Source organism: Caballeronia sp. NK8, assembly GCF_018408855.1.
GTDB lineage: Bacteria > Pseudomonadota > Gammaproteobacteria > Burkholderiales > Burkholderiaceae > Caballeronia.
Genome location: NZ_AP024322.1, coordinates 1,850,550 through 1,872,739 on the forward strand (window position 1 = coordinate 1,850,550; position 22,190 = coordinate 1,872,739).

Annotated in this window: 20 protein-coding genes and 1 tRNA gene; 1 reads left to right on the plus strand and 20 read right to left on the minus strand. The window is 62.7% G+C overall.

Features of this window, described 5'->3' with window-relative positions:
• Positions 1–75: 75 nt before the first annotated feature.
• The 16 genes from nuoI to NK8_RS08920 form a co-directional block, all read right to left on the minus strand.
• Positions 76–564 (minus strand): NADH-quinone oxidoreductase subunit NuoI, encoded by a 489-nt coding sequence (gene nuoI, locus NK8_RS08845; protein WP_008341734.1) that lies wholly within the window; start codon positions 562–564, stop codon positions 76–78.
• Between the two features lie 24 nt (positions 565–588).
• Complete coding sequence (gene nuoH, locus NK8_RS08850; RefSeq protein WP_162065867.1) at positions 589–1,653, minus strand: NADH-quinone oxidoreductase subunit NuoH; 1,065 nt, start codon at positions 1,651–1,653, stop codon at positions 589–591.
• Between the two features lie 2 nt (positions 1,654–1,655).
• On the minus strand, positions 1,656–3,995 hold the full coding sequence (gene nuoG / locus NK8_RS08855) for an NADH-quinone oxidoreductase subunit NuoG (RefSeq protein ID WP_213226095.1): 2,340 nt from the start codon (positions 3,993–3,995) through the stop codon (positions 1,656–1,658).
• A gap of 63 nt (positions 3,996–4,058) precedes the next feature.
• Positions 4,059–5,381, minus strand: coding sequence for an NADH-quinone oxidoreductase subunit NuoF (gene nuoF / locus NK8_RS08860; RefSeq protein WP_162065869.1), 1,323 nt, complete (start codon positions 5,379–5,381; stop codon positions 4,059–4,061).
• A complete protein-coding gene (gene nuoE, locus NK8_RS08865) occupies positions 5,378–5,863 on the minus strand; it encodes an NADH-quinone oxidoreductase subunit NuoE (RefSeq protein WP_162065870.1) in 486 nt (161 codons plus the stop codon). Before nuoE ends, nuoF begins: the two co-directional genes overlap by 4 nt.
• A 152-nt stretch (positions 5,864–6,015) precedes the next feature.
• Positions 6,016–7,269, minus strand: a complete 1,254-nt coding sequence (locus NK8_RS08870) for an NADH-quinone oxidoreductase subunit D (RefSeq protein WP_162065871.1) — start codon at positions 7,267–7,269, stop codon at positions 6,016–6,018.
• Positions 7,270–7,278: 9 nt separating this feature from the next.
• A complete protein-coding gene (locus NK8_RS08875; RefSeq protein WP_061177223.1) occupies positions 7,279–7,881 on the minus strand; it encodes an NADH-quinone oxidoreductase subunit C in 603 nt (200 codons plus the stop codon).
• Positions 7,882–7,902: 21 nt separating this feature from the next.
• A complete protein-coding gene (locus NK8_RS08880; RefSeq protein ID WP_006052903.1) occupies positions 7,903–8,382 on the minus strand; it encodes an NADH-quinone oxidoreductase subunit B family protein in 480 nt (159 codons plus the stop codon).
• A gap of 61 nt (positions 8,383–8,443) precedes the next feature.
• A complete protein-coding gene (locus NK8_RS08885; protein ID WP_061177224.1) occupies positions 8,444–8,803 on the minus strand; it encodes an NADH-quinone oxidoreductase subunit A in 360 nt (119 codons plus the stop codon).
• A gap of 214 nt (positions 8,804–9,017) precedes the next feature.
• Positions 9,018–9,102, minus strand: a tRNA-Leu gene (locus NK8_RS08890).
• Between the two features lie 127 nt (positions 9,103–9,229).
• Positions 9,230–9,604, minus strand: a complete 375-nt coding sequence (gene secG, locus NK8_RS08895; protein ID WP_213226096.1) for a preprotein translocase subunit SecG — start codon at positions 9,602–9,604, stop codon at positions 9,230–9,232.
• A gap of 88 nt (positions 9,605–9,692) precedes the next feature.
• Positions 9,693–10,466, minus strand: a complete 774-nt coding sequence (gene tpiA / locus NK8_RS08900) for a triose-phosphate isomerase (RefSeq protein WP_213226097.1) — start codon at positions 10,464–10,466, stop codon at positions 9,693–9,695.
• 168 nt (positions 10,467–10,634) lie between these two features.
• Entirely contained in the window at positions 10,635–11,651 is a 1,017-nt protein-coding gene (locus NK8_RS08905) for an NAD(P)H-quinone oxidoreductase (RefSeq protein ID WP_213226098.1), read from the minus strand.
• Positions 11,652–11,838: 187 nt separating this feature from the next.
• Positions 11,839–13,962, minus strand: coding sequence for a polyribonucleotide nucleotidyltransferase (pnp, locus tag NK8_RS08910; RefSeq protein WP_213226099.1), 2,124 nt, complete (start codon positions 13,960–13,962; stop codon positions 11,839–11,841).
• A 350-nt stretch (positions 13,963–14,312) separates the two neighbouring features.
• Positions 14,313–14,582 (minus strand): 30S ribosomal protein S15, encoded by a 270-nt coding sequence (gene rpsO / locus NK8_RS08915; protein ID WP_062257560.1) that lies wholly within the window; start codon positions 14,580–14,582, stop codon positions 14,313–14,315.
• A 144-nt stretch (positions 14,583–14,726) separates the two neighbouring features.
• Positions 14,727–16,016: a branched-chain amino acid ABC transporter substrate-binding protein gene (locus tag NK8_RS08920; RefSeq protein ID WP_213226100.1), complete on the minus strand. Its 1,290-nt coding sequence runs from the start codon at positions 16,014–16,016 to the stop codon at positions 14,727–14,729.
• A 174-nt stretch (positions 16,017–16,190) separates the two neighbouring features.
• Here NK8_RS08920 and NK8_RS08925 point away from each other — a divergent pair, with 174 nt between their 5' ends.
• The gene (locus tag NK8_RS08925; protein WP_162065878.1) at positions 16,191–16,706 is read left to right on the plus strand and encodes a hypothetical protein; all 516 of its coding nucleotides are present in this window, start codon (positions 16,191–16,193) and stop codon (positions 16,704–16,706) included.
• Between the two features lie 76 nt (positions 16,707–16,782).
• Here the strand turns inward: NK8_RS08925 and NK8_RS08930 are convergent, their stop codons facing one another.
• The 4 genes from NK8_RS08930 to NK8_RS08945 form a co-directional block, all read right to left on the minus strand.
• Positions 16,783–18,327 (minus strand): 2-isopropylmalate synthase, encoded by a 1,545-nt coding sequence (locus NK8_RS08930; RefSeq protein WP_213226101.1) that lies wholly within the window; start codon positions 18,325–18,327, stop codon positions 16,783–16,785.
• A gap of 361 nt (positions 18,328–18,688) precedes the next feature.
• The gene (locus tag NK8_RS08935) at positions 18,689–19,348 is read right to left on the minus strand and encodes a C40 family peptidase (protein ID WP_213228576.1); all 660 of its coding nucleotides are present in this window, start codon (positions 19,346–19,348) and stop codon (positions 18,689–18,691) included.
• Positions 19,349–19,495: 147 nt separating this feature from the next.
• Complete coding sequence (locus NK8_RS08940; protein ID WP_213226102.1) at positions 19,496–21,094, minus strand: ABC transporter ATP-binding protein; 1,599 nt, start codon at positions 21,092–21,094, stop codon at positions 19,496–19,498.
• Positions 21,091–22,149 (minus strand): ABC transporter permease, encoded by a 1,059-nt coding sequence (locus NK8_RS08945; RefSeq protein WP_213228578.1) that lies wholly within the window; start codon positions 22,147–22,149, stop codon positions 21,091–21,093. Before NK8_RS08945 ends, NK8_RS08940 begins: the two co-directional genes overlap by 4 nt.
• Positions 22,150–22,190: the final 41 nt, after the last annotated feature.

Sequence of the window (22,190 nt, forward strand, 5' to 3'; positions counted from 1 at the left end):
GCAGTGTGCCAAACAGCAACAACAAAATCGCTCTGGCGCGATGCCGAACCGCGTGGCTTCGGCATCGAACTCATATCAACGATAAGGCGCGTCCGCCGCCTTCGATGCGGCGATTTCCGTTTCGTAACGATCGCCCACCGCAAGCAGCATGTCCTTCGTGAAGTACAGGTCGCCGCGCTTTTCGCCGTGATATTCGAGGATGTGCGTTTCGACGATCGAATCGACCGGGCAGCTTTCTTCGCAGAATCCGCAGAAGATGCACTTGGTCAGGTCGATGTCGTAGCGCGTCGTGCGACGGGTGTTGTCCGCGCGCGTTTCCGATTCGATCGTGATCGCCATCGCCGGGCACACTGCTTCGCACAGCTTGCAGGCGATGCAGCGCTCTTCGCCGTTTTCATAGCGGCGCAGCGCGTGCAGACCGCGAAAACGCGGCGAGATCGGGGTCTTCTCTTCCGGGAACTGCACTGTGATCTTGCGCTGGAACGTGTAACGGCCCGTCAGCGCCAGACCCTTCAGCAGCTCGGTCAGGAAGAAGGTTTTGAAGAAGTTCTGAATAGCGTTCATGATGTTTTCGTCCGCTCTTGTCTCTTACTTCCAGATGTTGAGCGGCGACATGATCCAGAAGCCGACCACCACCACCCAGATCACCGACACCGGCAGGAACACCTTCCAGCCCAGACGCATGATCTGGTCATAGCGGTAACGCGGGAAAGTCGCGCGCGCCCAGATGAACACCGACAGCAGCAGGAATACCTTGAAAACGAACCAGAATACGCCCGGAATGAACGACAGGAAGCCAAACGGTGCATCCCAGCCGCCGAGGAACAGCGTCGTCGCGATCGCGGAGATCACGATCATGTTGATGTACTCGGCGAGGAAGAACAGCGCGAACGCCATGCCGGAGTAATCGATCATGTGACCCGCGACGATTTCCGATTCGCCTTCCACCACGTCGAACGGGTGACGGTTCGTTTCAGCGATGCCCGAGATGAAGTACACGACGAACATCGGCAAGAGCGGCAGCCAGTTCCACGACAGGAAGTTGACGCCCCAGCCCGCGAACATGCCGCGCTGCTGCGAGTGCACGATCTCGGACATGTTCAGCGTGCCCGCGACCATCAGCACCACGACGAGCGCGAAACCCATCGAGATTTCGTAGGACACCATCTGCGCCGCCGCGCGCATCGCACCCAGGAACGCGTACTTCGAGTTCGACGCCCAGCCCGCGAGGATCACGCCGTACACGCCGATCGACGAAATCGCCATGGCGTACAGCAGACCCGCGTTGATATCGCCGAGCACCGCCTTGGCCTGGAACGGAATCACCGCCCAGACCGCGAACGCGGGCACCACGGTCATGATCGGCGCGATCATGTAGATCCATTTGCTGGCCGCCGTCGGCTGAATGACTTCCTTGAGCAGAAGCTTCAGCACGTCTGCGATCGGCTGCAGCAGACCTGCGGGACCGACGCGGTTCGGGCCGAGACGCACGTGCATCCAGCCGATGAGCTTGCGTTCCCAGAGAATCAGGTACGCCACGCACAGCAGGATGACCACCGAAACCACGAGGATGCGGACGATCGCCCACACCGTCGGCCATGCGACGCCGAGAAGCTGCGTGCCGCCTGCGTTGATCGTATCGAACAAGCCCATTTTTACGCCTTCTCCACTACCAGTTCACCGAACAGGCCGCCGAGCGCGGCGCCAGCCGTCGTGCCCGCCGACACGCGGACCACCGATTCCGCGAGATTCGCATCGCGGACCGCGGGCAGCGTCACCGACAGGTTGCCTTGCTTGATACGCACCGCTTCGCCGTCCTTCAGGCCGAGCTTGTCGAAGAGCGAGGTCGGCAGACCCGCCACGTTCGCATCGCGTGCGGCCGCCGTCAGATGCAGCGACGGCGCGCGGCGCACGAGCGCGTCGGCGTGGTAGATCGGCACATCGGCGAGGCGCTGCAGGCCGCTGCCGTTCAGCACGACATTCGATGCTGCGCGCTTCGCCGCCACCGCCGTCTTGTTCGACAGGCGCGCGCTCAGGTCGCCCGTGCCGAGCGCTGCAACGCGCACTTCTTCGGCCGTGTCGAATTCGAAGCCCGGCAAGCCGAGGATCGTGCCCAGCACGCGCAGCACCTTCCAGCCCGGACGCGTATCGCCGAGCGCGCGCACGACGCCGTTGAACGACTGTGCCGTGCCTTCCGCGTTGACGAACGTGCCCGACGTTTCCGTGTACGGCGCGATCGGCAGCAGTACGTCCGCGTAGTCCATGCCGTGCTTGAACGGCGACATCACGACGACCATTTCCGCTGCCTTCAGCGCGGCGATGGCTTGCGCCGGATTGGCCGTGTCGTATTCCGGTTCGGCGTTCAGGAGCACATAGCCCTTGCGCGGCTGCTCGAACGCTTCGCGTGCGTTGAGACCGCCTTCGCCCGGCAGTGCATCGACGAGATGCGCGCCGACCGAGTTCGCGCCTTCCGTGAGGAAGCCGAGTGTCGCTCCGGTATTGTCGGCGATCCACTGGGCCGCCGCCTGAATCTGTGCAAAGTCCGGATGCTGAACCGCGACGTTGCCGAGCAGCACGACGCGCTCTTCACCCGCCGACAGCGATGCCGCGACATCCTTGGCCGCCGCCGACACGTCGCGACCCGCGAACGCGTCCGGCAGCGCGACGCCGCGCGCTTCGGCGACCGCCGCCGCGATGCCCGCGAGCTGATCGAGCCACGCCGAGGGCGCGGCGACCAGGCGATGCGCGGTCGGAATCAGCGAGTCGTCGTTGCTGGCGTTCAGGAACGTGACCTTCGCGCCGTTCTTCGCTGCCTGACGCAGACGCGCGGCGAACAGCGGATGATCGCGGCGCAGGAACGAGCCGATCACGAACGCGGTGTCGATCATCGACAGATCCGCGATCTTCGTGCCGAGCCACGGCGCCCCGACGCCCATCGGCGCCGAGAAATCGTTCTGGCGCAGACGGAAATCGACATTCGGCGTACCGACGCCTTCAGCCAGTTGCTTGAGCAGATGCAGCTCTTCGACCGTGCTGTGCGGCGTGGCGAGCGCGGCGATGGCGTTCGCGCCATGATCCGCCTTGATGCCCTTCAGGCCCTTCGCCACGTATTCGAGCGCGGTCTGCCAGTCGGTTTCGATCCAGTTGCCGCCCTGCTTGAGCATCGGCGTGGTGAGACGCTCGTCGCTGTTCAGGCCTTCGTACGAGAAACGGTCCTTGTCCGAGATCCAGCATTCGTTGATGGCTTCGTTTTCCATCGGCAGAACGCGCATCACGCGATTGTTCTTCACCTGCACGACGAGGTTCGCGCCGACGGAATCGTGCGGGCTCACCGACTTGCGGCGCGACAGTTCCCACGTACGCGCGCTGTAGCGGAACGGCTTGCTGGTCAGTGCGCCGACCGGGCACAGGTCGATCATGTTGCCCGACAGTTCCGAATCCACCGTCTTGCCGACGAACGACGTGATTTCCGAATGCTCGCCGCGGCCCAGCATGCCGAGCTCCATCACGCCGGCGACTTCCTGGCCGAAGCGCACGCAGCGCGTGCAGTGGATGCAGCGCGACATCTCTTCCATCGAGATGAGCGGGCCGACGTTCTTGTGAAACACCACGCGCTTCTCTTCGCTATAGCGCGACTGCGACTTGCCGTAACCGACGGCCAGATCCTGCAACTGGCACTCGCCGCCCTGATCGCAGATCGGGCAATCGAGCGGGTGGTTGATCAGCAGGAATTCCATCACCGACTGCTGCGCCTTCACGGCCTTGTCGGAGGTGGTGCGAACGATCATGCCGGCCGACACGGGCGTCGCGCAGGCGGGAACGGCCTTCGGCATCTTTTCGACTTCGACGAGGCACATCCGGCAGTTCGCCGCGATCGACAGCTTCTTGTGATAGCAAAAGTGAGGGATGTACGTATCGACCTTGTGCGCAGCCTGGATCACCATGCTGCCTTCAGGCACCTCGACCGTCTTGCCGTCAATTTCTAGTTCAACCATGATGGATTAAGATCCTCAACCCTGGTCTCTCGACCCTTGTCGCGCATCTGACTGCGCGTCTGATTACGCGGTAAGCGCTTCGGACGGCGCGTGATGCGCGTGCCCGCCGACGAGACAATGTTTGTGCTCGACGTGATATTCGAATTCGTCCCAGAAGTGCTTGAGCATGCCGCGCACGGGCATCGCCGCCGCATCGCCGAGCGCGCAGATCGTGCGGCCCATGATGTTTTCGGCGACCGAGTTCAGCAGATCCAGATCTTCCTTGCGGCCGAGGCCGTGCTCGATGCGATGCACCACGCGATACAGCCAGCCGGTGCCCTCGCGGCACGGCGTGCACTGGCCGCACGACTCTTCATAGTAGAAGTACGACAGGCGCAGCAGCGAGCGCACCATGCAGCGCGTTTCGTTCATCACGATGACCGCGCCGGAGCCCAGCATCGAGCCGGCCTTCGCGATCGAATCGTAGTCCATATCGGTGGCGAGCATCATGTCGCCCGGCACGACCGGCGCGGACGAGCCACCCGGAATCACGGCCTTGACCGACTTGCCGCGCACGCCGCCCGCCAGCTCCATCAATGTGGAGAACGGCGTGCCGAGCGGGACCTCGTAGTTGCCCGGACGATTGACGTCGCCCGACACGGAGAAGATCTTCGTGCCGCCGTTGTTCGGCTTGCCGAGCTCGAGATAATTCTGCGGGCCGATTTCCAGCAGGAACGGCACCGCGGCGAAGGTCTCGGTGTTGTTGATCGTGGTCGGCTTGCCGTACACGCCGAAGCTCGCCGGGAACGGCGGCTTGAAGCGCGGCTGGCCTTTCTTGCCTTCCAGCGATTCGAGCAGCGCGGTTTCTTCGCCGCAGATGTACGCGCCGTAACCGTGGTGCGCGTACAGTTCGAACGAGAAGCCCGAGCCCAGGATGTTCGCGCCGAGATAACCGGCCGCGCGCGCTTCTTCGAGCGCCGCTTCGAACACCTTGTAGACTTCGAAAATCTCGCCGTGGATGTAGTTGTAGCCGACGGTGATGCCCATCGCGTACGCGCCGATGGCCATGCCTTCGATCAGCGCGTGCGGATTCCAGCGCAGGATGTCGCGATCCTTGAACGTGCCCGGCTCGCCTTCGTCCGAGTTGCAGACGAGGTATTTCTGCCCCGGGAACTGACGCGGCATGAAGCTCCACTTCAGGCCGGTCGGGAAACCCGCGCCGCCGCGACCGCGCAGACCCGACGCCTTGACGTCGGCGATCACCTGTTCGGCCGGAATCTTCTCTTCCAGGATGCGGCGCAGCTGCTTGTAGCCGCCGCGCGCAACGTAGTCTTCGAGATGCCAGTTCTCGCCGTTAAGGCCAGCGAGGATCAGCGGCTTGATGTGACGATCGTGGAGTGACGTCATTTCGAAAGTTCCTCGATCAACTGGTCGATCTTCTCGCGGCTCATGAAGCTGCACATGCGATGGTTGTTCACGAGCATCACGGGTGCGTCGCCGCACGCGCCGAAGCACTCGCCTTCCTTCAACGTGAACTTGCCGTCCGCGGTGGTTTCGCCGAAATCGATTCCAAGCTTCTGCTTGAGATACTCGGCAGCGCTGTCCGAACCGCCGTCCGGACCGAGCTGGCAAGGCAGGTTCGTGCAGAGCGTGACCTTGTGCTTACCGACCGGCTTCAGCTCGTACATGGTGTAGAACGTCGCGACTTCCTGCACCGCGACCGGCGGCATGCTCAGGTAATCGGCCACGAACTGCATGAGTTCGGGCGAGAGCCATCCATGCTCTTCCTGAGCGACAGCGAGCGCCGCCATCACCGCCGATTGCTTTTGCTCGGCGGGATATTTCGCGACCGCGCGATCGATTTCTTTCAGGCCTTCAGCTGAGATCATTTTCAGACACGACTCTTTCAATTCCTACCGAACGAAAACCTGCCGCGCCCTTCGTATTGCGGCAGACCTGGCGTTCCTGCGGGTTCCTGTTATTGCTTTCGCGTTCCGTGCGCGGCGGCCCGATGAGCGCACCGCGCAAGCGGAGAATGAGATCAGCGATCGATCTCGCCGAACACGATGTCTTGCGTACCGATGATCGTCACAGCGTCGGCGATCATGTGGCCGCGCGCCATTTCGTCGAGCGATGCGAGATGCGCATAGCCCGGCGCGCGAATCTTCAGGCGATACGGCTTGTTCGCGCCATCCGAAATCAGGTAAATACCGAATTCGCCCTTCGGATGCTCGACCGCCGCGTACGTTTCGCCTTCCGGCACGTGGAAGCCTTCGGTGAAGAGCTTGAAATGGTGAATCAGCTCTTCCATGTTGCTCTTCATGCCCACGCGCGACGGCGGCGCGACCTTGTGATTATCGACCATCACAGGGCCAGGATTCTTGCGCAGCCAGGCAATGCACTGTTGGGCGATGCGGGTCGACTGGCGCATTTCTTCCACGCGCACCAGATAGCGGTCGTAGCAATCGCCGTTCACGCCGACGGGGATATCGAAGTCGAGCTGATCGTACACCTCGTACGGCTGCTTCTTGCGCAAATCCCATTCGATGCCCGAGCCGCGCAGCATCGCGCCGGACAAGCCCATTTGCAACGCGCGCTCCGGGCTCACCACGCCGATACCCACGAGACGCTGCTTCCAGATACGGTTGTCGGTGAGCAGCGTTTCGTACTCGTCGACACAATGCGGGAAGCGGTTGAAGAAGTCCTCGATGAAGTCGAGCAGCGAACCCTGACGGTTCTCGTTCATCCGGTCGAGCGCCTTCGCGTTGCGGATCTTCGACGCCTTGTATTGCGGCATTGCGTCCGGCAGATCGCGATAGACGCCGCCCGGACGATAGTACGCCGCGTGCATGCGCGCGCCGGACACCGCCTCGTAGACGTCCATCAGATCTTCGCGCTCGCGGAACGCGTAGAGGAACACCGCCATCGCGCCGACGTCGAGCGCGTGCGAGCCGATCCACATAAGGTGGTTCAGCACGCGCGTGATTTCGTCGAACAGCACGCGGATGTACTTCGCGCGAACCGGCACGTCGATGCCGAGCAGCTTCTCGATGGCCATCACGTAGCCGTGCTCGTTGACCATCATCGACACGTAGTCGAGACGGTCCATGTACGGCACGGACTGGATGAAGGTCTTGGTTTCGGCCAGTTTTTCGGTCGCGCGATGCAGCAGACCGATGTGCGGGTCGGCGCGCTGGATCACTTCGCCGTCGAGTTCCAGCACGAGGCGCAGCACGCCGTGCGCTGCCGGGTGCTGTGGGCCGAAGTTCAGCGTGTAGTTTTTGATCTCTGCCATGACGTTCTCTTAATGTTTCAGACCGCCATAGCGATCTTCGCGGATCACGCGCGGCGTGATTTCGCGCGGCTCGATCGTCACAGGCTGATACACGACACGCTTCTCTTCCGGGTCGTAGCGCATTTCGACGTAGCCCGAAACCGGGAAGTCCTTGCGGAACGGATGGCCGATGAAACCGTAGTCCGTGAGAATGCGGCGCAAGTCGGGGTGACCTTCGAACACGATGCCGTAGAGGTCGAACGCTTCGCGCTCGTACCAGTTCGCCGACGTCCAGATGTCCACCACAGAAGGCACGATGGGCACTTCGTCGTCCGGAGCGAATACGCGCACGCGCACGCGCCAGTTGTTCGTGATCGAGAGAAGATGGCTCACGGCCGCGAAACGCGGGCCGTCGTAGGCGCCGTCGCCGTAGGTCGAGTAGTCGACCCCAGCGAGATCCATGAGCTGCTCGAAGCGCAGCGACGGGTCATCGCGCAGCTGCTTGCAGACGTCCAGATAGTTGGCCGCCTTGACGACGACCGTCACCTGACCCAGCGACTCGGTGATGCTCTGGAGACGGCCGCCAAACGCCGTCTCGAGGTTCGCTTTGAGGGTCTCGAGTTTGCTTGCCATAGTTTGGGGAGACTCAGGCCCTTACTGACGGGCGATGGTGTTGGTGCGGCGAATCTTCGCCTGCAACTGGATCACGCCGTAGACCAGGGCTTCGGCGGTCGGGGGACAACCGGGAACGTACACGTCGACCGGCACGATCCGGTCGCAACCACGCACGACGGAATACGAATAGTGATAGTAGCCGCCGCCGTTCGCGCACGAACCCATCGAGATGACCCAGCGCGGCTCGGCCATCTGGTCGTACACCTTACGAAGCGCGGGCGCCATCTTGTTGCACAGCGTCCCGGCGACGATCATGACGTCGGACTGGCGCGGGCTCGGACGGAACACCACGCCGAAACGGTCCAGATCGTAGCGGGCGGCGCCCGCATGCATCATCTCGACCGCGCAGCACGCGAGACCGAACGTCATCGGCCACAGGGAGCCGGTGCGCGTCCAGTTGATGAGCTTGTCAGCCGTGGTGGTGACAAAGCCTTCCTTCAAGACCCCTTCGATACTCATTTGTTTTCCACTCCAGATGAGCAGCCAGCCAAAGCCGCCCATGAATCCGGTGATCTAACTGTCATTCCCAGTCGAGTCCGCCCTTTCTCCAGATGTAGGCGAAACCGAGCAAAAATTCGAGCAGAAAAATCATCATCGCCATGAAGCCGGGCCAGCCGATATCGCGCAGGGACACACCCCACGGAAACAGGAACGCCGTCTCAAGGTCGAAAATGATGAAAAGAATCGCGACGAGATAGTAACGCACATCGAACTTCATACGGGCGTCTTCGAAGGCTTCGAAGCCGCACTCGTAAGGCGCGTTCTTTTCGGTGTCGGGCTTGTTGGGACCGAGAATCTTGCCGATGCTGACCAACGCAATACCTAAACCTAGGCCCACTACAAGAAACAAGAAGACGGGGTAATAGGGTGCGAGGTTCAAGGCTATCCTCTGATCGGTAGATGTGGTCTGTTATTGATTGGGGCCTTCAGCCGGGACGGACCACCCGGCGGGAGAATTCACTTGGGACCGCTCACGATATCAGCACACTGTGACATCCGCTTTGACGATGTCGATGCCGCTGCGAAAACGTAAGGGTACTCCAGAAGTGACAATGCCAGCCGAAGCGATGCAAGCGGCTGGCATTGGATAACTTTGGTGCCGACGGCGAGACTCGAACTCGCACAGCTTTCGCCACTACCCCCTCAAGATAGCGTGTCTACCAATTTCACCACGTCGGCACTGTACTGCAATCCGGGAAAACTACTTCTAAATTGCCGCGAATCGCTTCAAGACTTGAATTATAACTGGGCCCTACGAATTGTTCAACGCACAAAATGCAGATTCTGCGAAAAATTCGTTCTGTCGTTATTTAGGCACATCGGCGCCTGGAGCGGACGATGCGACCGGCGCGGAGGCCGTTCCCGAGGCACCCGATGCGGCTGCCGCCGGCGCCGATGCCGGTACGGGACCCGCGCCCAGCACGCCCGCCGAGGTCTGCGGCTTGTAGCTGCCGAGATAGGTCAGCGTCAGCGTCGTCACGAAAAAGACCGCGGCCAGAACTGCAGTGGTGCGCGACAGAAAGTTGGCCGAACCGGTCGCACCGAAGAGACTCCCCGATGCGCCGCTGCCGAACGCCGCGCCCATGTCCGCGCCCTTGCCGTGCTGAAGCAGCACGAGGCCGATAACGCCCAGCGCCGACAGCAACTGGACAACGATAATCAATGTCTTCAAATACAGCATTTCAACTCACCTGATTCCTGATATTTCCGTGACACCTTCGTGTCGCACTATGCTCTTTCGCCTGCCCTGCCTGCTTCCCGGCCGCCGATCAGTGCAGCACGGTTTGCGCTGCCTGGCAGATCGCCAGAAAATCCTTCGACTTCAACGAGGCGCCGCCGATCAGCCCGCCGTCGATGTCCTTTTGCCCGAACAGCTCCTGCGCGTTTTCGGGCTTCACGCTGCCGCCGTACAGAAGCGGCACGTTCTCGACAGTCGCGCCCTTCTCCAGCAACTTGCGACGCAGAAATGCATGAACGTCCTGCGCCTGGCCCGGCCGCGCGGTCTTGCCCGTGCCGATCGCCCAGACCGGCTCATAGGCGACCACGATGCCCGCCGCCTGTTCTTCCGTCAGTACTTGCAGAACGGCGTCGAGCTGCGTGCCGATGACCTGCTCCGTCGTACCGGCTTCACGCTCGTCGAGCGTCTCGCCGACACAGACGATCGGCGTGAGTCCCGCTTCGATCACGCGCTGCGCTTTCGCCGCGACGATCTCCGGACTTTCGCGATGATACGCGCGTCGCTCCGAATGCCCGACGATCGCGTAAGTGACACCGAAATCCGCCGCCATTTCCGCCGCGACTTCGCCGGTGAATGCCCCGCCCGCATGCGCGGACACGTCCTGGATGCCCCACTGCACGACCGAGCCGCTCAAAAGCGCCTGCGATTGCGCGAGATAAGGACACGGCACGCACACGCCCACGCGCACGCCCTTTTGCAAAGCCGATGCCCCTGCGGCGACTTCGGTCAGCAGGGTCGCATTGTCACCGATGCGGCCGTGCATCTTCCAGTTGCCCACCACCAGTTTCGCTCGTTCTCTGGACATATGTCTCGTCAGTCGGCGGCGGCTTTCGAGAGCCGCCGTGTTATAGGAGTGAAGCCGCTACAAACTGCAAACTGCCTGCAAAACAGGCGATTTTACTGTGTTACGACGAAACCGGTCAAACCACCAAAAGCGTATCGCAAGGTGAAACGCTGCGACGCGCTTGAAACCTCACGCATCCTCGCGCCAGTCCAGCACGATCTTGCCGACATGCGTGCTGCTTTCCATGAGCGCGTGCGCGGCGGCGGCATCGTGCGCCGGGAAAACCTGGTGGATCACCGGCTTGATGCGCCCCGCCTCGATTTCCGGCCAGACACGCTCCTTCAGCCTGGCCGCGAGCTTCGCCTTGAACGCGACCGGACGCGGACGCAGCGTCGACCCGGTGATGACCAGCCGGCGACGCAGCACGTCGTTCAGATTGATTTCCGCCTTGGCGCCGCCGAGCAGCGCGATCACGCAGATACGCCCGCCGTCCGCCAGCGACTTGAGCTCGCGCTGCAGGTAATCGCCCGCGACCATGTCGAGAATCACGTCGACGCCACGGTCGTTCGTCAGCGACTTCACCACTTCGACGAAATCCTCCGTCTTGTAGTTGATCGCGCGCTCCGCGCCGAGCGCTTCGCACGCACGGCACTTTTCATCGGTGCCGGCCGTGGCGAACACGCGAAAGCCGAGCGCCTTGGCGATCTGAATCGCCGTCACGCCGATGCCGCTCGATCCGCCCTGCACGAGCAGCGTCTCTTCCGCGCCGTTCTCGCCCGCGCCCAGCTGACCACGTTCGAAGACATTGCTCCAGACGGTGAAGAACGTCTCCGGCAGCGACGCGGCCTCGATATCCGACAACCCCTTCGGCACCGGCAGACATTGCTCGAGCGGCGCCACCGCGTACTCGGCGTAACCACCACCCGCGAGCAGCGCGCACACGCGATCGCCTTTTTTCAGACCGAACGGGTTGTGCCTGGGATCGAAATCGCCATCGACGATTTCACCCGCGACCTCCAGCCCCGGCAAATCCGACGCGCCCGGCGGCGGCGCATAAGCGCCCTTGCGCTGGAACACGTCCGGCCGGTTCACGCCGGAAGCGGCCACCTTGATCAACACCTCGCACTTGCCCGGCGCAGGCGTCGGACGTTCGCCCAGTTTCAGGACTTCGGGTGCGCCAAACTCGGTGATTTCGATGGCCTTCATTTCCTCTCCCTGTGCCGACCGGAGTCGGTGTGCATTCGAACCGGATGGCACTGCGCGCGCTCGGAGTGATCCACGCTCCACACTGCCATCGAGTCCGATGACGCGTCGGACAACGCATAGCGTCCGAAGCGTCATACATGAAAACGGCCGGCTCGCATCAGCGGCCGGCCGTCTACACATTACCGCATTACTGCTGCGGGTGCGTGGGTTCCGCCTGTTGCGCGCCTTCGTTCAGAAGCGCCTTCGCCGACAGACGCACACGACCCTTTTCGTCCGTCTGGATGACCTTGACCTTCACGATCTGGCCTTCCTTCAGATAGTCGTTGATGTCCTTCACGCGCTCGTTGACGATCTCGGAGATGTGCAGCAGACCGTCCTTGCCCGGCAGGATGTTCACGATCGCGCCGAAGTCGAGCAGCTTGAGCACCGGGCCTTCGTAGACCTGACCCACTTCCACTTCAGCCGTGATGTTCTCGATGCGCTTCTTCGCGTCGGCCATGCCTTCGGCGCTCGTGCTCGCGATCGTCACGACGCCGTCGTCCGAAATGTCGATGGTCGTGCCGGTTTCTTCCGTCAGCGCGCGGATCACCGAACCGCCCTTGCCGATCACGTCGCGGATCTTCTCCGGATTGATCTTGATGGTGATCATGCGCGGCGCGTAGTCCGACAGCTCCGTGTTGGTGCTCGGCACGGCTTCCGTCATCTTGCCGAGGATGTGCATGCGGCCTTCCTTCGCCTGCGCGAGCGCGACCTGCATGATTTCCTTGGTGATGCCCTGGATCTTGATGTCCATCTGCAGCGCGGTCACGCCTTGCGCCGTGCCGGCCACCTTGAAGTCCATGTCGCCGAGGTGATCTTCGTCGCCGAGGATGTCGGTCAGAACCGCGAACTTGTTGCCTTCGAGGATCAGGCCCATCGCGATGCCCGCGACGTGCGCCTTCATCGGCACGCCGGCGTCCATCAGCGCGAGGCAGCCGCCGCAGACCGAAGCCATCGACGACGAACCGTTCGATTCCGTGATTTCCGACACGACACGGATCGAGTAGCCGAATTCATCGGCGCTCGGCAGGCACGCGACCAGCGCGCGCTTGGCCAGTCGGCCGTGACCGATTTCACGACGCTTCGGCGAGCCGACGCGGCCCGTCTCGCCGGTCGCGAACGGAGGCATGTTGTAGTGGAGCATGAAGCGCTCGCGGTATTCGCCTTCGAGCGCGTCGATGTTCTGCTCATCGCCCTTCGTGCCGAGCGTCGCGACGACCAGCGCCTGCGTTTCGCCGCGCGTGAAGAGCGCCGAGCCGTGCGTACGCGGCAGGACGCCCGTGCGGATTTCGATCGGACGCACCGTGCGCGTGTCGCGGCCGTCGATACGCGGTTCGCCGTTGAGGATCTGCGAGCGGACGATCTTCGCTTCGATGTCGAACAGGACGTTGCCGATGGTTGCCGCATCGGCCACCACTGCTTCCTCGGCGAGCTTCGCGGAGGTCGCTGCGTAGACTTCCTTCAGCTTGGTCGAACGCGCCTGCTTGTTGCGCAACTGGTAAGCCGCTTCCAGTTCCGACTTGGCGATTTCCGTCACGCGCGAAATGAGCGCTTCGTTCTTCGCGGCAGGCTTCCAGTCCCATTCCGGCTTGCCGCCTTCGCGCACGAGTTCGTGAATCGCGTCGATGGCCGTCTGCATCTGCTCGTGACCGAACACGACGCCGCCGAGCATCACTTCTTCGCTCAGTTGCTGCGCTTCCGATTCCACCATCAGCACGGCGCGCTCGGTGCCGGCGACGATCAGGTCGAGCGCCGATTCCTTCATCTGCGGGCGCGTCGGGTTCAGCACGTACTCGTTGTTGATGTAGGCGACGCGCGCGGCGCCGACCGGACCGTTGAACGGCAGGCCCGACACGGCCAGCGCGGCGGATGCGCCGATCAGCGCGGGAATGTCCGCCGGAACGTCCGGGTTCAGCGACAGGACGTGGATCACGACCTGCACTTCGTTATAGAAGCCTTCCGGGAAGAGCGGGCGCAGCGGGCGGTCGATCAGGCGCGAGATCAGCGTCTCGCCTTCCGACGGACGGCCTTCGCGGCGGAAGAAGCCGCCCGGAATCTTGCCGGCGGCGTAGGTCTTTTCGAGGTAATCGACGGTCAGCGGGAAGAAGTCCTGGCCCGGCTTGGCGGTCTTCGCGCCGACGACGGTCGCGAGCACGACGGTGTCTTCGACATCGACGATCACCGCGCCGCTTGCCTGACGAGCGATCTCACCCGTTTCCAGGCGGACATTGTGCTGTCCCCACTTAAATTCTTTGACGATTTTATTGAACATTGTGACTCCTTCTACGTTGCGCCGCGCCGCTTCATCTGGCGCTGGCTGGGGCGGCCGCGAGCCACGCTTGAGAGGTGTGTTATGCCATTCCAGCGCGGGGCCCGCCCAACGTGCGCGGCACGCGCCGCGATGGAATGACACAAAGCTCTGCCGCGAGGCCGGACCGGGTGTCGAACCGGACGATGCATCCGGGTAAAGCCTATGACCTGCCGAAACAACCGACTACGGTGGGCCGACCGCCGGAAATTACGATCGGGCACCACTTCGCGACCGGAACGTACAAAAACAAAATGCCTGTATCAGCGGACTGACACAGGCACTTCGTTGGAACGCTGGCCGCTTGGCGCCAATTACTTGCGCAGACCCAGCTTCTCGATCAGCGAGCGATAACGATCCGCATCCTTGCCCTTCAGGTAGTCGAGCAGCTTGCGACGACGGCTCACCATGCGCAGCAGGCCGCGGCGGCTATGGTGATCCTTCGAGTGCGACTTGAAGTGGACGGTCAGTTCGTTGATGCGGCTCGTGAGCAGTGCGACCTGCACTTCGGGGGAGCCGGTGTCGTTGGCGCCGCGCGCGTATTCAGCGACGATATCGGATTTCTTGACTTCTGCTACGGACATTTGCTTTTCCTTTGATACAGACAGGCGGTCACGGAAGAAAGGCCGTGCCGTGGATTTACAAGTTTCGGTTTTCGCTTCGGCCAAACCAAAGACGAAGCGCGAAGTATAGCACAACGAGCGGCCTTCGAGACGCGCTTCCGGTGCCTAGCGGGCCGGACGGGTCATTTTGCAGGTCGTCGGCTGAACGGTCTGGTCTGCGGCGACGGCGAGCAGCGTGCGAAAGCCGTAGCCGGAGCCTTCGTTATCGACAGCCACGCCCTTCGTGCCCGCTTTGTCCATCTCCATGACATAAAGGGGCTGGATCACCTGATGATCGTCGGCGCGCATGGTCATTGCGTGGAAACCTTCGCCGTCGAACTTCATGCCTTCCAGCGCGCGCGCCACGGCAAACGGGTCCGCGCTGCCGGCGCGCGTCATCGCGGCGGCGAGCATTTCGATCATCAGCGGCATGCGCGCCACCAGATAGTCGTCCGCGTCGGCCGGATAACGGGCGCGAAAAGCGCGATAGTACGCGTCGGACGCCGCGCCGCCCGCGTTCGGATGCCAGTCGGCCACCGCGATCACGCGCTTCACGCCCGCATCGCCGAGCGCAGCCGGCGCGCCCAGACTATTGCCGTAGAACGTATAGAACTTCGTGTCGAGGCCCTGTTCGCGCGCCGCTTTCACGAGCAGCGTGAGATCGTTGCCCCAGTTGCCGGTGACCACGGCGTCCGCCCCGCTTGCGCGGATTTTTGCGATATAAGGCGCGAAATCCTTCACCCGGCCGATCGGATGAAACTCGTCGCCCGCGATCGTGACATCCGGCCGCCGCGCCTTCAGCGCGCGCTGTGCCTCGCGGCTCACGTCGTGGCCGAAGCTGTAATCCTGATTCAGCAGATAGACCTTCTTCACCGCGCGATCGTCGTTGAGCGCATCGGCGAGCGCGTCCATACGCATGCCGGCGTGAGCATCGAAGCGGAAGTGCCAGAAGCTGCACGCGTCGTTGGTGAGCGCGGGATCGTCGGCGGAATAGTTGAGGAACATCACGCGCCGGTCGGGCTCGCGCGCGTTCTGCCGGTCGACCGCCGCGACGAGCGCCGCCGCCACCGCCGAACTGTTTCCCTGCATGACGAAGCCGATGTGGTCGTCGATCGCCGCGCGCAGTTGCACGAGACTCGCCTCGCTGCTTCCTTTGCCATCGAGCACGACGAGTTGCAGCGGATGCACGCCGTCGGCGAGCTTCACGCCGCCCTTCGCGTTCACGCGCTCCACGCCGAAGCGCAGATTGCGCTCGACCATCGCGCCGGCGTTGGCGAACGGACCAGACATGCCCTCGATCAGCGCCAGCTTGATGGGCGGCAGATCGGCCGCATTCGCCGTCAGGGACAATGCCAGGCACGTCGATGCCACAGAGCGCAGCCATCGCATCGCGCGCACGCTGATTCGTTTCTTCATGGGTTTGCGTCGATCCGCCGAAAGCGCGGATCATAGGCCGCGGTGCGTTCGCCGCGCAAGTCCGGCATTGCCGACACATCCGCTCGAATGCCGCGACGTCATGGCGAATGTTTTGCCGCGCGCGCGTGTCAAAATCACAGGAAACATCGAACAATTCAGCACGCGGAGGCTACCATGCTGCACCCATTCAACCGTCTGCGCGGAGCGCTCGCGGGCGCAGGCGTCGCGCTGCTCCTCACGGCCTGCGCGCAGCCGTGGCAGAACTATCAGACCGGCGCGGATGCATCGGCGATCACGACCCGCCTCGGCCCGCCGCGCGAAGTCTACGATCTGCCCAACGGCGGCAAGCGCCTGATGTGGCCGACGCAGCCGCTCGGCGAATTCACCACCGCCGCCGATATCGACGCGTCCGGCAGGATCGTCAGCGTCAGGCAGGTGCTCGACGAGAACGAGTTCTACAAGGCGCAGATCGGTACGTGGACGAGAAAGGACGTGCTCGTGAACTTCGGGCGTCCAGTCGAGACTTCGTACTTTCCGCTGATGAAGCGCGAAGTCTGGACCTATCGCTACATGGAAGCGAACATCTGGTACCTGATGTACAACTTCTACTTCGACGATCAGGGCATTCTGCGCATGACGCAGAAGACACCCGACCCGCTGCACGATCCCGACCGGCGCAATCTGTTCTGACGACATCCGCGCCGCACCATGCAAAAAGCCCTCTCGCGAGGGCTTTTTGCTTTTCAGCCGAAACCGCGTTCGAACATCAAAGCTGCGGATTGAGCTTCTCGACCTTCGAATGCAGCTTGTTCAATGCGGCGATGTAAGCCTTCGCCGACGCCGCGACGATGTCCGGATCGGTGCCCACGCCGTTCACGATGCGCCCGCTCTTCGACAGACGCACCGTCACTTCGCCCTGCGCCTGCGTGCCGGTCGTGATCGCGTTCACCGAATACAGCACGAGTTCCGCGCCGCTCGACACCTTCGATTCGATCGCGTGCAGCGTCGCGTCGACGGGACCGTTGCCGCCCGCCTCGCCCGTGACTTCGTTGCCCTCCACCGCGAACACGACCTTCGCTTGCGGCTGCTCGCCGGTCTCCGAATGCTGCTTCATCGATACGAAGCGGAAGTGCTCCTTCGCCTGCGCCTCGGCGGATTCCTCGGAGACGATCTGCATGATGTCTTCGTCGAAGATTTCGGCCTTGCGGTCGGCGAGCTCCTTGAAGCGCGCGAATGCGGCGTTCACGTCGGCTTCGGATTCGAGCGTCACGCCGAGTTCTTCCAGACGCTGCTTGAACGCGTTACGGCCGGACAATTTGCCGAGCACGATCTTGTTCGCGGCCCAGCCCACGTCTTCCGCGCGCATGATTTCGTAAGTGTCGCGCGCCTTCAGCACGCCGTCCTGATGGATGCCCGATGCGTGCGCGAAGGCATTCGCGCCGACCACCGCCTTGTTCGGCTGCACGACGAAGCCGGTGATCTGCGAGACGAGCTTCGACGTGGGAACGATCTGCGTCGTGTCGACGCCGACATCGAGCCCGAAGTAGTCCTTGCGCGTCTTGACGGCCATCACGATTTCTTCGAGCGACGTGTTGCCCGCGCGCTCGCCGAGACCGTTGATCGTGCATTCGACCTGACGCGCGCCGCCGATCTGCACGCCGGCGAGCGAGTTCGCGACCGCGAGGCCGAGGTCGTCGTGACAGTGAACCGACCAGATGGCCTTGTCGGAATTGGGCACGCGCTCGCGCAGCGTCTTGACGAGATTGCCGTAATGCTCCGGAATCCCGTAGCCGACCGTATCCGTGATGTTGATGGTGCGCGCGCCTTCTTCGATGACACCTTCGAGCACGCGGCAGAGGAAATCGATATCCGAGCGGCTGCCGTCTTCCGGCGAGAACTCGACGTCATCGGTGAACTTGCGCGCGAAGCGCACCGCGAGGCGCGCCTGCTCGTAGACCTGCTCCGGCGTCATACGCAGCTTCTTTTCCATGTGCAGCGCCGACGTCGCGATGAACGTGTGGATGCGGAACTGGTTCGCCGGCTTCAACGCATCGGCGGCGCGCTGGATGTCCTTGTCGTTCGCACGCGCGAGCGAGCAGACCGTGCTGTCCTTCACGAGCGATGCGATCGTGTTGATTGCGTCGAAGTCGCCGTTCGAGCTGGCGGCGAAGCCTGCCTCGATCACGTCGACCTTCATGCGCTCCAGTTGCTTCGCGATGCGGATCTTTTCTTCCTTCGTCATCGACGCGCCGGGGGACTGCTCGCCATCGCGCAAGGTCGTATCGAAGATGATCAACTTGTCTGCTGCCATGCTGGGCTCCTGTGGGGAGATTTATCGATTGTTGGGTGGAAAACGATCAGGCAAAAGGGAATTCGGGTGTTCGCGCCACCGCTGGCGTCGAAAACCTGACTAGGCGAGCAGACGGGAGGCGAGACGAATCAGCGCGGTAGGCGCGCTAGCAGCGATAGTGCGCGTAGCGACGCACCTGCCGGGAACAGCGAGAAGGGGAACGGGAAAAAGTTCATTCAAAAACTATAACGGCTTTTAGAGGCGCGTGCAATCAGGGCTTTGGTCGAACCAGTCGACGCCGGCATGTCCCGCGCGCGGCCCGGAAATGCAAAAAGCCTGCATCCCGAAGGAGGCAGGCTTTTCCTGATGCCAGTCAGACCGATCAGTAACCGCCGATCGACGCGCTCACGCGCTGACGCAGTTCCGAGCCATCGCCGACCTGCGCGTTCTCGATGCGGCGCGCGCCCTGGAAGCGCTTTTCCCAGTAGCCGTCTTCCATGTCGTCGACACGGATCGTGCTGCCGGTGGACGGCGAATGCACGAACTTGTTGTCTCCGATATAGATGCCGACATGCGAGAACGAACGGCGCATCGTGTTGAAGAACACCAGATCGCCCGGCTTGAGGTCGGAGGCGGTAACCTTCTCGCCCACACGGCTCATTTCCTCGGCGCGGCGCGGCAAGGTCATGCCGAGCGTGTCCTGAAACACGTAGCGCACGAAACCGCTGCAATCCAGACCGGAATCCGGCGTGTTGCCGCCCCAGCGGTAGCGCACGCCGATCATGTTCAGCGCGCCGACGACGACGTCGCCCGCCTTGCTGGCTACGCCCGACAGAAACGACTTCGCGCCGCCCGGAGTGCTGGCGGCGTCTGCGCTGGATCCATCAGTGGATTTGCTGGAGGAGAAAATGCCGTTGTTGGCATTTTGGCTGCTACTGTTGACTTCGTCGGCGAACGCGCCGGAAGTTGTTGTCATCAGAAGGCCGATCAACATGCTCGCGGCGGCGCGGGCGCATGTCTGAGTCAACGTTAGTGGCTGCATCGGTCGGTAGGTTTTACAATTAAAAGCTGCTAAATCAGGGAGATACGTGAAAGTTTGGAAGGATACTAGCCACAAAGTATTTAACTGTCAAAAGAAATAGAAAAATACAATTAAGATGGGCACCCAATTGGTGAAAAAGAAAGATTTTTAGGAATCCAGGGCTGCTTTCAGAAGCTTTCTTGTGTATTCGTCGGACGGGTTCGAAAAAATCTTCTCTACTTCTCCGGACTCGACGATAAGACCATTCCGCATCACCGCGACGCGATGCGCCATTGCCCCGATCACCTGCAGGTCGTGGCTAATGAAAACGTAACCGAGATTGTGCTTCTGCTGAATGCTGGCCAGCAACGCAAGTACTTGAGTCTGAATGGAAACATCGAGCGCGCTGGTCGGTTCGTCGAGAATCAGGATGCTGGGTTCCAGCACGAGCGCACGCGCGATCGCGATGCGTTGCCGTTGTCCGCCCGAGAACTCGTGCGGGTAGCGTTCGAGCGCCGAGCGCTCCATGCCGACCTCTCGCAGCACCGCGATCACCTTGGCGCGCCGCGCGGCCGCGTCGAGTTCCGGGCGATGCAGCGCAAGCCCTTCCCCGACGATCCGTTCGACGGTCTGCCGCGGCGACAGTGAGCTGAACGGGTCCTGAAACACCACTTGCAGATTCGAGCGCAGCACCGTTTTTTCGCGTCCGCGAAAATCGCCGAGCGCGCGGCCCTGAAACTGCACCGCGCCGTTTGAAATGCGCTGCAACCCGAGGAGCGCCATCGCGAGCGTCGATTTCCCCGAGCCCGACTCGCCGACGATGCCGAGCGTCTCGCCCTGGCGCACCGTCAGTGTCACATCGTCGACGGCCTTGAAGCGGCCGCTTCGAAACCAGCCTTTGAGCCCGGGCACGCGCGTCGGGTAATCGACGGACACGTCCTTCGCGTCGAGCAGCACCGGCGCGATCGGCAGCACGGGCAGCACGGTGCGCTTCGGCTTGCTTGCCAGCAGGCGCTGCGTGTACGGATGCTGCGGCGACGTGAAAATATCGTCGGTGGCGCCGGTTTCGACGAGCACGCCGTTCTCCATCACCGCGACGCGTTCGGCGAAGCGCCGCACGAGATTCAGGTCGTGCGTGATGAGCAGCACGGCCATGCCGCGCTTTTCCGCCTCATCGCGCTGCAACTCCAGCAGCAGATCGACGATCTGCGCGCGGATCGTCACGTCCAGCGCTGTCGTCGGCTCGTCGGCGAGCAGCAGGCGCGGCCGGCACGCGAGCGCCATCGCGATCATCACGCGCTGGCGCTGTCCGCCCGAAAGCTGATGCGGATAGCTGTCGACACGCCTTTCCGGCTCGGTGATGCCGGTGCGCGCGAGCAGCGCGATCGCGCGCTGCCGCGCCTCGCGCGGGCTCGTGCCGTCGTGGAGCTGAATCGTCTCGCCGATCTGGTCGCCGACCGTGTAGAGCGGATTGAGCGCCGTCATCGGCTCCTGGAAGATCATCGCGATATCGGAACCGCGCAGGCCGCGCATCGCGTGCTCGCTCTTCGACAGCAACTCGTCGCCGGCGAAGCGGATCGAGCCGGTCACTTCGGCATCGCGCACGAGCCGCAGGATCGACAGCGCCGTCACGCTCTTGCCCGAGCCCGATTCGCCGACGAGCGCGACACGCTCGCCCGCGCGGATCTCCAGATTCACGCCGTCGACGGCGAGCGTGTCGCCGAAACGCACGCGCAGGTCTTCGATAGCAAGCAAAGGCGCGCTCACTGCCCGCCTCCCGCTTTCACCGCATCGGCGATGCGCGTATCGAGCGCGTTGCGCAAGGCGTCGCCCATGAAGGTCAGCAACAGCAGCGTGGCGACCAGCACGCCGAAAGTCGACAGCGAGATCCACCACGCGTCGAGATTGGCCTTGCCCTGCGCGAGCAGTTCGCCGAGCGACGGCGTCGGCGACGGCACGCCCAGGCCGAGAAAATCGAGGCTCGTCAGCGCGAGAATCGCGCCGCTCATGCGAAACGGCAGGAAGGTGATGACCGGCGTCAGGCTATTGGGCAGCACGTGCCGCCAGATGATCTGCCAGTTCGAAAGGCCCATCGCGCGCGCCGCGCGCACGTAGTCCTGCGTGCGATTGCGCAGAAACTCCGCGCGCACATAGTCCGACAGACCGATCCAGCCGAACAGCGACAGCAGGATGATCAGCAGGATCAGGCTCGGCTCGAAGATCGACGCGAAGATGATGAGCAGATAAAGCTCCGGCAGCGCGCTCCATATTTCGATCAGCCGCTGCCCGGTGATATCGATCCTGCCGCCGAAGTAGCCCTGAAACGCGCCCGCGACGACGCCGAGCACCGTGCCGATCGCCGTCAGCACGAGCGCGAACAGCACCGACACGCGAAAGCCGTACAGGAGCCGCGCGAACACGTCGCGGCCGCGGTCGTCGGTGCCGAGCCAGTTCTCGCGCGAAGGCGGCGCCGGGTTCGAGCCTTTCGAGAAGTAGTTGAGCGTGTCGTAGTAATAGTGATTCGGCGGATAGATCGCGAAGTTGCCGGGCGCGCTGAAACGGTCGCGCACGAACGGATCGAGATAATCGGCGGGCGTCGGGAAATCGCCGCCGAAGGTCGTTTCCGCGTAGGTCTTCACGAGCGGGAAATAGACATGCCCCTGATAGCGCACGACGAGCGGCTTGTCGTTCGACCACAGCGGTCCCGCGAGACTGATGACGAACGCCGCGACGAACACGATGAGGCTCCAGTAGCCGAGGCGATTGCGCCTGAAGCGCAGCCACACGCGCCGCCCCGGCGAGATCGATGCCTCGCTGCGCAACGGTTGCGCGTCGCCGCCATTGGCCTTGCGCCGTGACGATT

Bases quoted from the DNA above. Each gene is read 5' to 3' on its own strand.
- nuoI (WP_008341734.1), bottom strand. From the start codon at position 564: ATGAACGCTATTCAGAACTTCTTCAAAACCTTCTTCCTGACCGAGCTG.
- NK8_RS08880 (WP_006052903.1), bottom strand. From the start codon at position 8,382: ATGAGTATCGAAGGGGTCTTGAAGGAAGGCTTTGTCACCACCACGGCT.
- NK8_RS08930 (WP_213226101.1), bottom strand. From the start codon at position 18,327: ATGGCAGCAGACAAGTTGATCATCTTCGATACGACCTTGCGCGATGGC.
- NK8_RS08935 (WP_213228576.1), bottom strand. From the start codon at position 19,348: ATGCAGCCACTAACGTTGACTCAGACATGCGCCCGCGCCGCCGCGAGC.
- NK8_RS08905 (WP_213226098.1), bottom strand. From the start codon at position 11,651: ATGAAGGCCATCGAAATCACCGAGTTTGGCGCACCCGAAGTCCTGAAA.
- nuoF (WP_162065869.1), bottom strand. From the start codon at position 5,381: ATGACGTCACTCCACGATCGTCACATCAAGCCGCTGATCCTCGCTGGC.
- NK8_RS08870 (WP_162065871.1), bottom strand. From the start codon at position 7,269: ATGGCAGAGATCAAAAACTACACGCTGAACTTCGGCCCACAGCACCCG.
- secG (WP_213226096.1), bottom strand. From the start codon at position 9,604: ATGCTGTATTTGAAGACATTGATTATCGTTGTCCAGTTGCTGTCGGCG.
- pnp (WP_213226099.1), bottom strand. From the start codon at position 13,962: ATGTTCAATAAAATCGTCAAAGAATTTAAGTGGGGACAGCACAATGTC.
- NK8_RS08925 (WP_162065878.1), top strand. From the start codon at position 16,191: ATGCTGCACCCATTCAACCGTCTGCGCGGAGCGCTCGCGGGCGCAGGC.
- nuoE (WP_162065870.1), bottom strand. From the start codon at position 5,863: ATGATCTCAGCTGAAGGCCTGAAAGAAATCGATCGCGCGGTCGCGAAA.
- NK8_RS08920 (WP_213226100.1), bottom strand. From the start codon at position 16,016: ATGAAGAAACGAATCAGCGTGCGCGCGATGCGATGGCTGCGCTCTGTG.
- nuoG (WP_213226095.1), bottom strand. From the start codon at position 3,995: ATGGTTGAACTAGAAATTGACGGCAAGACGGTCGAGGTGCCTGAAGGC.
- tpiA (WP_213226097.1), bottom strand. From the start codon at position 10,466: ATGTCCAGAGAACGAGCGAAACTGGTGGTGGGCAACTGGAAGATGCAC.
- nuoH (WP_162065867.1), bottom strand. From the start codon at position 1,653: ATGGGCTTGTTCGATACGATCAACGCAGGCGGCACGCAGCTTCTCGGC.
- rpsO (WP_062257560.1), bottom strand. From the start codon at position 14,582: ATGTCCGTAGCAGAAGTCAAGAAATCCGATATCGTCGCTGAATACGCG.
- NK8_RS08875 (WP_061177223.1), bottom strand. From the start codon at position 7,881: ATGGCAAGCAAACTCGAGACCCTCAAAGCGAACCTCGAGACGGCGTTT.